This is a genomic window from Paenibacillus sp. FSL W7-1287 (assembly GCF_038004245.1).
GTDB classification, from domain to species: Bacteria; Bacillota; Bacilli; order Paenibacillales; family Paenibacillaceae; genus Pristimantibacillus; species Pristimantibacillus camelliae.
In genome coordinates this window covers 1,694,813-1,708,160 of record NZ_JBBORD010000001.1, presented here as the reverse complement: position 1 = coordinate 1,708,160, position 13,348 = coordinate 1,694,813, and the positions used below count along the sequence as shown (strand labels likewise).

Annotated in this window: 7 protein-coding genes; 3 read left to right on the top strand and 4 right to left on the bottom strand. The window is 43.1% G+C overall.

What is annotated here, in order from left to right; translation table 11 throughout:
* Positions 1–130: 130 nt before the first annotated feature.
* The 3 genes from NSQ99_RS07595 to NSQ99_RS07585 all read right to left on the bottom strand — a co-directional run bounded on the left by NSQ99_RS07595 (position 131) and on the right by NSQ99_RS07585 (position 6,224).
* On the bottom strand, positions 131–1,285 hold the full coding sequence (locus NSQ99_RS07595) for a response regulator transcription factor (RefSeq protein ID WP_340836010.1): 1,155 nt from the start codon (positions 1,283–1,285) through the stop codon (positions 131–133).
* Positions 1,286–1,302: 17 nt separating this feature from the next.
* Positions 1,303–3,108 (bottom strand): sensor histidine kinase, encoded by a 1,806-nt coding sequence (locus NSQ99_RS07590; RefSeq protein ID WP_340836009.1) that lies wholly within the window; start codon positions 3,106–3,108, stop codon positions 1,303–1,305.
* Positions 3,109–3,575: 467 nt separating this feature from the next.
* Positions 3,576–6,224: an S-layer homology domain-containing protein gene (locus tag NSQ99_RS07585; protein ID WP_445670490.1), complete on the bottom strand. Its 2,649-nt coding sequence runs from the start codon at positions 6,222–6,224 to the stop codon at positions 3,576–3,578.
* Between the two features lie 306 nt (positions 6,225–6,530).
* On the opposite strand from NSQ99_RS07585, the gene NSQ99_RS07580 reads away from it, so the two are divergent.
* The 3 genes from NSQ99_RS07580 (at position 6,531) to NSQ99_RS07570 (ending at position 11,479) form a co-directional block, all read left to right on the top strand.
* A complete protein-coding gene (locus NSQ99_RS07580) occupies positions 6,531–8,957 on the top strand; it encodes a helix-turn-helix domain-containing protein (protein ID WP_340836006.1) in 2,427 nt (808 codons plus the stop codon).
* Between the two features lie 172 nt (positions 8,958–9,129).
* Positions 9,130–10,761: an extracellular solute-binding protein gene (locus NSQ99_RS07575; RefSeq protein ID WP_340836005.1), complete on the top strand. Its 1,632-nt coding sequence runs from the start codon at positions 9,130–9,132 to the stop codon at positions 10,759–10,761.
* 103 nt (positions 10,762–10,864) lie between these two features.
* The gene (locus tag NSQ99_RS07570; RefSeq protein ID WP_251668391.1) at positions 10,865–11,479 is read left to right on the top strand and encodes a PH domain-containing protein; all 615 of its coding nucleotides are present in this window, start codon (positions 10,865–10,867) and stop codon (positions 11,477–11,479) included.
* 132 nt (positions 11,480–11,611) lie between these two features.
* Here the strand turns inward: NSQ99_RS07570 and NSQ99_RS07565 are convergent, their stop codons facing one another.
* Positions 11,612–13,330 (bottom strand): copper amine oxidase N-terminal domain-containing protein, encoded by a 1,719-nt coding sequence (locus NSQ99_RS07565; RefSeq protein WP_340836003.1) that lies wholly within the window; start codon positions 13,328–13,330, stop codon positions 11,612–11,614.
* Between the last annotated feature and the right edge of the window lie 18 nt (positions 13,331–13,348).

Below are 13,348 nucleotides of genomic sequence, written 5' to 3'. Positions count from 1 at the left end.
TGTCATCATTTTTTATAATAAGCACTTGTTGTAAGCACTTACAATTAAAGTGTAGTATGAGCTCACTTTTATTTGAATTCATATTGTTGCATCATTTGTTGCCAATTGTTGCACTTGCAGCAAGTTCAGCTTAGTTCGGTCGAATAGGTGATGTGCGGTACTCTTTGGGTGTAACCCCGAAATACTTCTTAAAAGCTCGACAAAAGTGACTCTCATCTAGAAAACCAGTATGCTCTGCGATATTAATGTTCTTCCAATTGGTTGCAACGAGCAGTTCTGCTGCTTTTTTCATCCGCACCTGCGTCACATAAGCCCAATAATTTATTCCGAATTCCTGCTTGAATGCACGACTTAATTGATATTTGTCAATCTCAAAGCGATCAGCCACGGATTGCAAAGTCAAATCCTCATGAATTTCACTTTCTACATGCCGTTTAATGCGCCACACAGCATCCTGAAGCTTGGATATTGTTTCTGTAGCGGATGCCCGTACCGCCCGTGCGCTCTCAGCAATGAGCTGTGGCAGGGATGCCGCATCTTGCGCTTGAGCAATTGAGCTGATTCCAACAGTCAATGTGCAAGGCGCTGTTGTTACGGTTACCTTTTCTATTACAGCTTCACTAAGCTCACGTAGATGACGGCTAGTTAGCTCCTCTCCACCACCGACTAGCACCACTTGCTGCTCCTTACGGTTGTTACAGCACATCACACAGTCGATTCTCATAGCCGAATGCTCTTGCAGCAGGGCGGAGCATTTATTCTCCGAAGCGCTGATGCCCTCAAAGGTCACGATAGCAAATCTTTGGATGGAGAGTAGTGCTAGACCGTTTTGGAATTTAATCAACGAATCCCCTTCGAGCTGTTCAGAGTATAGCGTTCGTTCTAATTCAGCTTGTAGCCATTGCTTAGCTTCAGTTTTCGATTGGTGAATGAGCTCGCTTAAAGCATCCCTAAGCAGTCCGGCGTCGACTGGCTTTAACAGGTACTGGGAAACTTGAAGCCTAAGCGCTTCTCTGGCATAACTGAATTGATCGTAGGCGCTTAAAATGATTGTGCGTGGAATTTCATCCATGTGCTGGATTCGTTTTAACGATTCGATCCCATCAAGCAGCGGCATATGAATATCCATAATCATCAAATTAGGTCTGAGGGTTTCGATCATGTCGATAGCTTCTTCCCCGTCATATGCATGTTTCACATCTGCAATTCCTAGATCTGTCCAGTCCATCACTTTATCTAGATACCGATGCAAAGATAATTGATCATCTACAATAAGTAGCTTCATGCAACTTACCTCCCTATTCATATCATGGGTAACACGATGTAAACTGTTGTAAATACCCCCTCCATGCTTCTAATCTTCAAGCCGTAATCAGGTCCAAACTTCAAACGGATACGCTGATTAACATTGAATAAACCTATACTCTCAGCCTTAAAGTCAGGTTGTTCCAATTGTCTACTCAATTGACGAATTCTGCTTCTCGATATCCCTTTGCCATTATCTTTGATAACGATCAATATTCCTTTCTTGACTCTTACAACCTTAATCGTCATTTTTGCCGATTGTGGGTTTTCAACAAATCCGTGAAAAATTACGTTTTCTACCAGTGGCTGAAGAATCAACTTAATTGTTCTGTTTTTTAGAATCGATTCGTCCTCAATAAAAAACTCGATATCTATTCGATCATCGTATTTTTTGTTCACGATATAAAGGTAATCCCTGACGTTCTGAATTTCCTGCTCGAGCTCTACCATCTCCTCTGATTGCTTCATGGAATATCTTAATAGACTGCTGAGTGACAACACCAAATGGTTGGAGTCCTCGGTACTGCCACATACAATTTCAGTTTGCAGCAGTTGCAGTGTGTTAAATAGAAAGTGTGGATTAATTTGGGACTGCAGTGTTTTGAGTTCTACCTCCTTCAGTGCAATTTCCGATTGATAATTTTGTTTGATCAACGATTCGATACGAATGACCAATTCCCTAAATTTTTGGCTAATCAAATTCAATTCGCGATACTTGTATTTATTTTTAATGATATAAATGCTGTCTCCCCCAATCTTGTCCAATGTAGATAGCAATCGTCCAAATGGGCGGGATATTCGGGCAGTAATCAAGATGGATATAAAAATATTGAGAATCAAACAGAGATAAATAAAACCAATCAAATTTGATTTCAGCGAATCTGCTTGACCTTTGATGACGGACATGGGAACGGTAGAGATCATTCTCCAGCCTTGAACAGCAGTAGGGTGGAAGATGACAAGCGTCTCCCTTTCATCAAGCATGGTAACTAAGCTTCCTGAATCACCTTCATAAATTTGCTCGATACCAGTAAAGTTAATTTTTGTGCCAATTGCAGTGCCCTCTTTATGAGCGATGATGGTCTGCTGATCATCGATCATAAATATGCTTTCATCGTTTTGATAGGAGCTTAATTCAAACATGGTGTTGACTTTGGTCAGATCGACATTGGCAACGACAGCGCCTAACGTTTTATAGTTGTAATCCCTAACCGGAAGGGCAATCGATAATGTCGGCTTGTTATATTTTGAAATATTTTTTTCTAAGTAGTAATCCTGTTTATGAAGTCCAAGTGTAATGAAGCCTTTGCTTGGACGATCCGAAATTGCCTGCTTAAACCAAGTCTGTTCGGTGAAAGGATAATCCCACAGCAGTGATATTCTGCCATCAAGATTGTTTACGTACCCATTTTTGCCCAATATTAATACGTCACTAACTATCGATTGCAAGGATGATACGCCAAAAGCTACCTCTGCGATATTCCTCTCATGCTGGATCCGCCCCGCAATATCCATTTCCCTTCCCGGATTCATCATACTGCCAACCGAGTAATGACCTGCTAATAGAACGAGTGGGCGAGTCGCTTCTTCGAGACTGAAGCTCAGCCCTCGCGCTGCTTGCTCCATCACTTTGTAGCTGGATTGAGTTACTTCCTTTGTCAGACTTGTCGTTGAATCGCGAACGGATAACATTCCAAGAAGCAATAATAGAAGGATGTTCAATACGAGATAGGAAAACATAATCGTTCGAATGATGGTTTTCCCCGCTAAGAAACGAATTAAGAATCTGAATGTGTTGTTCATGATCCTTCACCCTTTCTTTCCCATTATTCTTTGATCGGAGAACACTTGCCTTCTGATCATAAATGAATGATGGGAATTTTTTGTTTTATATTATAAAACTACGTTCTCAAAGTATCGTACAAATTATCTCCACTCTCATTCCGTTCAATGGAAGTTAAGAGTAGAGAAAGACAATACAATCATGATCTTTGAGAGACGATTACTTAGGGGTACTTCCACAGATGACTAAGATTTGAAACCGCTTTCTTACTCGCTAGATAAATGATAGCAAATCCAAATTATGGTGTCTATCTTAAAGATATCTAATAGACAATCCTATCGTTTTCTATCTTTATCTATATCACCAGACCTTCGTGAAAAGAACGATATTTTAATTGATAGTGTTCATAAATTTTCTATTTAAGTGAGCACAAAAAAACTGACAACACATGAATTGTCGTCAGTTTTTTTGTTGATTTAGCTATCTATTACTTTGCTACAACCTGTGCAATGACACGATCATGTTCATACGTAACATTTACATCATAGCCATCTGCTGTTATGCTACTGAATTTACCATTAATCGCATCTGCAGTGATCAAAGTAATAGCTTTAGCACCCTCAAGCTTATAATTTGAGAAATCTAGCTTTAAGTCTCCACCGTCAATGTTTACTGCTCCCGCTGCTGTTATTTGACTACTATCGTCATCCATCACCATGTTCAGCTTACCAGCTTTCATCGTGAAGTCACCACCAAGCGCCAATGCTCCATCAGCATTTACTACAATTGTTCCATTCTCTACACGAAGCTCACCTGTACCAAAGGCAGTTGTTGATGCGGCTTCTAGCGTACCGGCTTGCAGTAATGTACCGCCAGTATAGCTATTATCACCTGTCAACGTAAGTACTCCTGTACCTTTTTTCGTAAGCTTACCTTGGCCTGTAATATCATTTCTCCACCAGTCCTGTGCATTGAAGCGACCTTTGGAAGCATCCATATCAACCGTTACATCCTTTAAGAATGCACCGTATCCATCGGCTGCCGTTACAAGGTCAAGTCTACCCCAGCCCTGTGACTCGTCGATTACAGGATAACCTGAATCAATGGAGGTCGTATATAATACATCTCTACGCTGCTCGTCTGTAAGATACGGTTGACGAGTTTCTAATAGAGCCTCTGCACCCTCTGGCACGACAGGCGCTAAGCCTTTAATTCCCGTTTGTGGCAAACCATAAGTAAGCTTCTCTCTATAGAACTTTTTATTCGCCTCGTGATCCTCCCATGCCGTCTCATCATAGGCACTTTCGAATGCATAATCCTCTGTTACCGTATGCGCATACTCATACAGACTCATGTTGTTAGCTTCTGCTAATGCACCGAACACATCTCCGGAATTTTTATAGGCTTTATCTAATACTTCTCTATTTTCTTCCTTATTGAGCGCATAGGCAGTCATAGCTGTAGCTTGAATTCTTGCACCGATTACATCAAGCGGTGAGTGCATTCCCGTTACAATTCTATTCTCACCCATTACGGCCGCTCTCGTTAAAAATTCAGAATAACGTTCAGGCGTTGCATATGCAAAACCAAAGGTTGATAGGTACGCTGCACTTGTATGTCCGCTTGGGAATGCTCCATCCTTGCCTCGACCATCCTCAGCGATTCTTCTTACATATTTTAATGCAGGAATGATCTCTACTTTTGTTTCATATTGCTGGTAGTGCTTCTCTCCTGTTGTTTTCTTTCCTCCTGAAGCTAATGGCTCTTCTTTCTTTTCACCACTGCCTAGCGTTTCCCATACAGGTAGTCCATTCCGATCGACGATCTCAACTACTTCACCGTTCGAATTCATTCTCCAAGGTCTAGGAGAAGAGTAGAAGTATTTAGCTGGATTAGAAGAAGCCGGTGTTCTGAATCTAATTAATGCAACGAGATCCAGCATATCAGCAAGCTCAGATTCCTCCCAATTTGCCCCCATGCCTTGGCTTTGGTCTTCTGCTGTTTCTTCTTCTAATACGATATTCATCTCATCCAACGTTCTTACAACATTTGTCGTTGGTTTCACGATATCTACATAAGCATTCGCTAAAGGTCCGAACGCCTCCATCATACTGTAGATCTTATCTCTTTGGTCGTCATAATATGCTGCTAGAGCCTCTTCATCTGTACGATTTTGAGTAACCTCTTCTACATATCTGATATTAGCAACCCAAGTCGCTGCATTTCTAATTTCCTCATTCGCATATGTGTTTTTATGTGCAACTACTGCGTTTTTATCATTTTTATAGCCATCGTAATATGGTGTCGGCCCATCTCCATATTTGGCAGTCTCTCCATTTACGCCAGGCTTAGTTAACGCTGTTCCGTCTCTCCAGGCTGGTTGGTTTAGCGACCACACCTGATCAAACCCGTCTAAAATTTGTATAAATGGATTCGTTGCCGCGATATTTTTCAATGTCGCATCATCCGCATTACCACCATACTTCACCGCGGATAGAGGAGACTTAACAAAGTTAAACGCATTGTCAAGTGCAGCAACCGCTTCTGCACGAGTAATTGGATTCAGAGGCTTGAAGCTTCCATCGGTATACCCAGCCATAATTTCTTCTATGGCTACAGCACCGATTGCACCCTTGCTCCAATCTGCAATAGAGGATGAATCAGTAAAAGTATTAGAAGCATCTATATTACTCACCATATCTTTAATCTTCGTGATCATGATGGCTGCTTCCTGACGCGTAATCGGAGCTTCCGGCTTCACCGTTTGATCCAAATAGCCATCAATATATCCCGCTTCACTAGCAATTGCTACGGCATCGTAATACCACGCATCCTTAGACACATCCTTAAAGCTTACAGGTGCTTGTCCTGAATAGCCAAAGGCTTGATTGACCATATGCATAAATTCTGCTCGTGTAATGATCTGGTCAGGTCTAAAGGTACCGTCCGAATATCCATTGATCAAGCCTTCATTACTCCATGCTAGAATCTGTTCTTCTGCCCAGTGTCCCTTAATGTCAGAGAACTTCTCCTCCTGCTTCGCAGCGTAGCTCTCACCAGAAAACGTTGGGATTGCAATAGCTAGCATGAGTAGTAATAGTAATGCCTTTTTTAGTTGTCTCTTTGTACTCTGCAACAACATGATCCTCTCCTCGATAACTTGTTTTTGGTTTGCACCATTACTGTAGCATCAAGGCAGCTTGGGCATCTATAGAACAATTTCCGCTTTATATCACAATCGTACGCTCTGGCTTATCGCATAGACAACATATCATTTTTTCTCCTGTGCGAGAAATATACACGCCTGCCTATTATTAAGAAATGATTAACGCGCAGCGTATTAAAGCCTTCAAATGTTAAATTATGATTAAGACGATCACCAGTTCCGGTGCTATTGTATAATGATGTTGTTCTGAAGCTAGATGTGAAGGAGGAGAAATCGATGCGCAAGCCATTTCAATCTGTATTGTCCAAAATGGTCCTGTCCTATCTTGCTGTCGTGCTTGTCATTGCGCTTCTTCTCAGTTCATTCTTCTATCTATTCTTCGCTCGCCAATATAGTGAAGAAATTAGAATTAACAACGAGATGATGCTTAACAATACGGTCAATCAGATCGAGAGCTCCGTCATTCAGAGAGTCCATCAAATCTATCTATCTCTGGCACTCGGAAGCCCCGTTAATATTCATATGGATACCCTAAATGGGAATCACAGCAAGGTTGTAGACATACAGCAGCTGCTTAATAACCAGGTGCATAATTATTCTGATTTAATCCACGCGATTCATCTGTATGATGCGGAGAAACGTTTCATCATCTCATCTGCACATGGCCTGCTGCTCGAGGATCGTATCTCTTCTGCTGCAGGAACTTCGGTCGCTTCGGTTGTGGGTGCTTCTAGTGTAGATGCTTCTAATATAGATGCTTCTAGGGTAGATGTTTCTGGTACGGGTGTTACAGATCTAGTCACCTCTGATGCTGACAGCATGCATGCTTGGATAACGGCGATGCAGGATCGCGAGGAAAGCTCCTTATGGCTACAAACTCGTTTGGTACCTCAGGATCCTTATCTACAATTAACGAAGCAAAGCAGTATGATACCGTTAATGACCTACGTCCGCAGCTATCCGTTTCAAGCTGCAGGGCGAGACTCTGAGCTGCTGCTAGCCATTGATGTTAAAGAAGCGGCTATTAGCGAGATCATCGAGACAATGATCCCTGCGAGTTACGATCATACCTTTATAGTCGATCAGCATGGGATCGTAATTTCTGCTGCGGACAAGTCCTTGCTCGGTAAGCCGGCGCAGGATCCTTCACTAATCCAATCGTTGCACTCCCACACTTCGTCAGATGGGAGTCTCACGAATACATTTGACTATGACGAATACGTTGTTTCCCATAATCAGATAGCTGGAAACGGGTGGAGTATCTACACGACAACTCCCACTTATAGCTTCTATTACAAATTAGATGGGTTAAAGGATGGCGTATTTATCCTCTGCTTGCTCGCTGTCGCAGTTGGCATTGCGATGTCTTTCGCGTTTTCGGCTGCCGGCTACAGCCCGCTTAAGCGAATTTTAAATACAATCAAAAGCCGGCAAGGCAGCTCCGTTAGCTTGAAGCAGAATGAATATCGATTCATCGATACTGCAATTAACAGTCTAACCAATCAAGTGGACAGTCTTGAAGAAACATTACAGGCTAATCAAAAGGTCATTAAGCATAATATTATTCTCAATATGCTGAATAACCGTTATACGTCGGATGAGCTGACAGAGCAGCTGCATTCTATTCAGGTGGAGATGGACTATTCCCGCTTCCAATGTATGCTTATTGACCCAGTCAGTGAAGGGTGGAAGGAGCTACAGCCCAAGCAGCTGCAGCATATGACGTACAGTATCATTCAACAGCTAGAGTCATTAGATTTCGAGGAAACTCAGCTGCTTGCGGAGGAATTGCAGGATCATAAAATTGTCGTTATTCTGTGTACGAACAAAACGGATAACTCTTTCTCCAAGCAGATTGCCGATTTCATTCTCTCCGAGGTGAAAAGCAGATTCGGCCTAGAACTCGGCCTATCATTAGGAAGCTGGGCAGAGCAGCCGATAGAGATACATACGAGCTATCGTGAAGCTAAAACGTTAATCCGTTACAGCTACTTCTTCCCTGAACAGCCTATCCTTTGCGATCTTAAGCTGCTAAGCAGAGAAAGCAGCATCCTTGAGCTGTCCGATTCGTATCTGGCAAGCTTCGAGAAGAAGCTGCAAGCCCGTGATCTTACTGGCACCGTGCAAGCGATTGAGGACTTGATGCTTGAGCTCAAGAATGGGTTGTATTCAGCAGAGTACAGTCACATCCTATTATTAAAGATGGTCTCGATCTACTCTGACTGCATCAGTGGAGTGCGATGGCAGCCTGTTGAGGCAAGCTCATTAGATCTGTACAAGCAGTATCGGTCGATCTACCATATTGACCGATACTCGGAGTGGATGATTAATCTCGTGACCGAGTTTATTCACCATATGGAAAAACGCAGCCAAGTAAGAAGCATTGATACGATCACAGCGGTGAAAGCCTACATACGCAACAATCTATCCGGCGATCTCACGTTAGATCATGTCTCCGAGCAGGTGTTCATTAGTCCAAAATATCTAAGCAAGATCTTCAAGGAAGAAACTGGAGTATCGTATTCAGATTATGTAACGAATCAGCGGATGGAACGGGCACGGGAGCTTATGTCCGAGCGTGAATTAACGATCGAGCAGGTTGCTAGCACTGTTGGCTACAGCACGTCTGCTTATTTCATAAAGAGATTTAAAGAAATTCACGGCTGCACACCAAAGAGCTTCATGCGCGGCCTAATGAATTAATGATGTCAGTCTATGACTTTGTATGAACACGTATGACCATGTACGACTACGGATGACCATAAGTCACTAGATATGACTGTACAATGAACACCATGGAATGGAATGCGTACGTAGGTCAAACCTGCACGTATGACACGATTCATCAGTTAAAGCATGTTAGGAAGGATAGTCTATGAAACTCACCCCTTCAAAAGCAATAATTCTATGTGCTGCATCGCTTATGATACTTGTATTCATAAGCGGTTGGAACGTTATCGGAGGAGAACTAGAGGATAGAGTACAGCAGCCAATCGCCCTCGTCAGCGACAAGGAAGATACAGCTGAACCTTATACGATTAGCTGGACGATGCATCAAAACATCGCTGTCCCTGAGGATGCGGAGATGATCGCATATATCGAAGAGCTCTTTCATGTCGATCTGGATATATGGAATCTTGAGAACAAGCACTATGAGGAGCTGCTCGACTTGGAGCTTGCTCAAGAAAGAATCCCTGACCTGTTCCGAATTAGGCAGTCGCATGATCTGCTGAAATATGAGATGCAAGGGGTGCTTGCGGACATTCCTGAGGATGTTCTGAGAGAGCATGCGCCTAATATTGTGCAGCGTATCGAAGACTTCGATCCCCGTTACTTGGAATACGGTAAGATAAACGACGCGCTATATGGCATACCCGTCATCAATCAGACGAACGTATACCGAATCCCTATCATTTATCGAGAGGACTGGCTACAGCAGTTAGGACTAGACGTCCCCGAGACACTAGATGAATTTGAGACCGTTATGTATGCATTTGCAAGCGATGATCCTGATGGGAATGGTAGAAAGGATACGTACGGTCTATCCAAGGAAGGCTTAAATGTTGTGTTCGGAGCCTTTGGACAGGCTGTATTTACAGAGCAGCTGTACTTTAATAAGAAGGATAATGAGCTAATTATCGGCGCGTTAGAGCCCGAGATGAAGGAAGCGCTAGCCTATCTCCAAAAATGGTATCGTGACGGGATTATCGATCCTGAGTTTATAACCGGTGAGAACAAGGGCGGCTATAAGCATTTGTCCCACGCATTTATCAATGGCAGAATTGGAATGACCTCGAAGGGCAACTATTATCACTGGATTGAGGACGGTGATTATAGCGTGATCAATGAGCATGATGAAGAAGTTCCGATCAAAGCCACATTCAATGTGTATGAGCTGCAGCAGAAAAATCCAGCTGCCAATGTCGTAATCGGTCCCCCTGTTATTGGACCTTATGGACATAGCGGTTCACAGGCTTATAATATGCTGATGAGCTTTGTCGCCATCGGTGCTAATGCTGTAAGTGAGCCAGGGAAGCTCGAAAAGATTCTCGAGATACTCGATTATGTCAGTGCCAACACCGATCCGGTAGAGCAGATCAAAATGCTGCACGGCCTCCCAGGTAAGCACTGGAGCTGGAGTACTGAATTTGCAGGTGAATATCATATTCTTCCACCGTTTAATCGTATGGATAACTACACCAATAAGATTGGCTCCAGCATTGGCATGGCGGTACCTAGCCAGCTTTCAGAGCGCCGAGAAAAGTGGGCTGCGACCTTGGGGCTGGATCAGCACGGTATATATAATCGTCTCGAGGTGGCAACGCCCTCCCTCATTCAATATACTCCGGAGCTGATACGGATGAGAGATAAAGCATACATCTCGATCATCACTGGCGACCAGCCTGTCGACTACTTCGATACCTTCGTCGTTGAATTCATGGAGGCTGGCGGTAAACAAGTGCTGCACGAAGCTAATGAATGGTATAAACGTCACACCATCGAATAAATTAGTCTTATTGAATGATTGTGGTATTAACGGTCCCTCTGCTACAATGACAACGGGCAACGGAATCATTCTAATTATGTTCGATGGAGAGGATGTTGATATTATGTTTAAGAAATTAGCATCAGAGGCACTCGGTTTAAGCGATATTGGTAAGGTTATTGATCGTAAAGACTTCGATAAGGTAGATACTGATGATTATGTCATGCATGAAGACGGAGAAAAAATCTACTTCATTATTAAGTCTAAAAAGGATGAATATTGCTTTACCAATCTTGCGTTAATCCATCTAGATGGTGAAAGTGCAATTAGCAGCAAGCGAGTACTGAAGCGCTATAGCTATTCTTCTCATGAAATTTCGAAAGTGATGCTAGAGACAGCAGGAACGGTCGATCTAGATGTCGAGATTAAGTTTCACATCGGCAGTGAAAGCTTCTCCATTGATGTCGATAAAAAGCAGCTAGAACAAATTAAGGATCTCTACAAAACGCTGTACAAAATTTCTGAAATCGTCGCAACCAACGAGAAGCTTTATGACTACGCGGTGTCTAGCGTACATATTGCGAAGGAAAGCCTTGGCCGACTTTCTACGCAGGGCGCGTCAGCAGCAGAGCAATTCACAAATATCAATGAGTATGCCTTTGATTGGATGAAGGCTAAGCATGATGAATATAAAATCAAAGACTTTGGCTTCGTATTCGAGAAGTATATTAATCAGTAAACTTCAACGTATATGAAAATGAGCAACCAAAGGAGAGGCTCGAAACCTCCTCCATGGTTGCTCATTTTAGTTTTAAACGCTTTAGCTTACTTCTTGCTTGTAATTTATCCCTCGACTGAGGACTTAGATCTATTATCGATACGGATTAAAAATCCAAAATTCCAGCTCAGCGCCATCCAAGGCATCATCTCCTGCTGTCGTCTTTAGTTCGCTCAATACAAGGTCGGGATAACGATCCCATTCCTCCTCTAGTAATTCAGCTGATACAATAAATACAGCCAGCAGTTCAGCAGATTCCCCTGCCTTCAATACAGAATTAACTTTAGGCGATAGACTCGGCGATGATTGCAGATACCCAGCGTCTACCCAGATCACGCTTTTTAGCGTGGACAAATCTACATCCGACGAGGATTGGTTGTTAACCGTATACTTTGCTGTTATTGCGACGATCACTCCGTCACCAATGCCCTTGAAGGATGAGACGTAATCTGGACTAATGTCGAGCTCCGCCCATTGATAGCCGTCTAACGTAATGGCAATGCTGCCTGTTTCCTCTTTGCTTTTCGGTAATTCCTGATGAATGTTCTTCTTCACTGCAATTTTGTCGGTAACTAGTAGATCTTTGTACGGTTCCACAGTCCCAGCAGAATTCTCTGTGGATTTGGGCGGTGTGCTAGGCTGTTCGTTAGGATCATAAGAATCATCGAACAGGAAATCCCTCCCCCCGATCTTCAGCATCCTCTCGTTCCGGTCAGGACGGAAGAACATATAGACTTCCTTCGTACCATCATTATATTCAAGCAAGATCGTGTAATTAATAATCGTATATCGACCAGCAGACTGAGACTCATCCTGAATCGTGAATGAAGTGCCGGAGCCATCTCCAGTCACATCCGAGCCGCTTGACATTACACCAATCCAGTAGTCATCAATGAACGTGCCATCTGGTCGAAAGATCATCGTGTTGGATGAAGAAAAACCAACACCCAGGTTACCACTAACATAGCTAGAAGCATCATACTTTCCATCCAGCTTCATTCGATGCAACGGTTCGTGCTTGAAATAATAATCCCCATCGAGATAAAGTCCATCTTCTTTCACTTCTATTGAATACGTACGATCATTTTCGATAATTAGTTTTCCGTCCTTCATACTGTAAGACAAGCAGGTGTCCTTCGCGCAATCAACCGTGTCCCAACCATTATCAGGCATCTTCTTCACTAGCTGATGATCATTAATAAAATATATATAGTCCCAGCACATCCCACGGCATCCTTTGTAGCCTGTCAAATCTGCCGACGAATGCACATAAAAGCCTCTTAATGAATTTGCTGATGCCTTCGTATCCCAAGTAACACCGGCATTGACCCGCTTCTGTGCTTCAGCTCTGGTGATGCCTAGAATCTCAATATATTCGCTGCTGAATATGCTAATCGTTCTCGTCTTCCCATACCAGCCTACGACAGCCCCTGACGCTTCGCCAATGAAGCGTAGAGGAACCAAGGTATGGCCATTCACCACTCTGCCAGGCACCGCAAGTTCAACCTGCTTTCCATTCACTGTCGCTGTTCGTTGACCGATCGTCAGGCTGAACGAAGAAGCTCCTTTCTTCCCTGTCACCGTCTTGGTGCTGGCATTCCACTTCACCTCAATGCCAAGCGATTCAACTAACGGACGAAGCTGCACCAGCGTTGTCCCGTCTTTGATTGTCGGTTCGACTGAAAACGGAACCTCATTTTTATCTGTATAAACCGAGCTCGCTGCAGATACAGTTTGAGCATTCAGAAGTATAAACGTAATGGCAGCGACCGTAAACAATAGTCCTGTCATGAACCACTTGTTCAATTTCATTCCTTGAAAATAGTTGAA

Excerpts from the sequence above, each read along its gene's own strand:
- NSQ99_RS07595 (WP_340836010.1), bottom strand. The coding sequence starts at position 1,285 with ATGAAGCTACTTATTGTAGATGATCAATTATCTTTGCATCGGTATCTA.
- NSQ99_RS07580 (WP_340836006.1), top strand. The coding sequence starts at position 6,531 with ATGCGCAAGCCATTTCAATCTGTATTGTCCAAAATGGTCCTGTCCTAT.
- NSQ99_RS07570 (WP_251668391.1), top strand. The coding sequence starts at position 10,865 with ATGTTTAAGAAATTAGCATCAGAGGCACTCGGTTTAAGCGATATTGGT.
- NSQ99_RS07590 (WP_340836009.1), bottom strand. The coding sequence starts at position 3,108 with ATGAACAACACATTCAGATTCTTAATTCGTTTCTTAGCGGGGAAAACC.
- NSQ99_RS07575 (WP_340836005.1), top strand. The coding sequence starts at position 9,130 with ATGAAACTCACCCCTTCAAAAGCAATAATTCTATGTGCTGCATCGCTT.
- NSQ99_RS07565 (WP_340836003.1), bottom strand. The coding sequence starts at position 13,330 with ATGAAATTGAACAAGTGGTTCATGACAGGACTATTGTTTACGGTCGCT.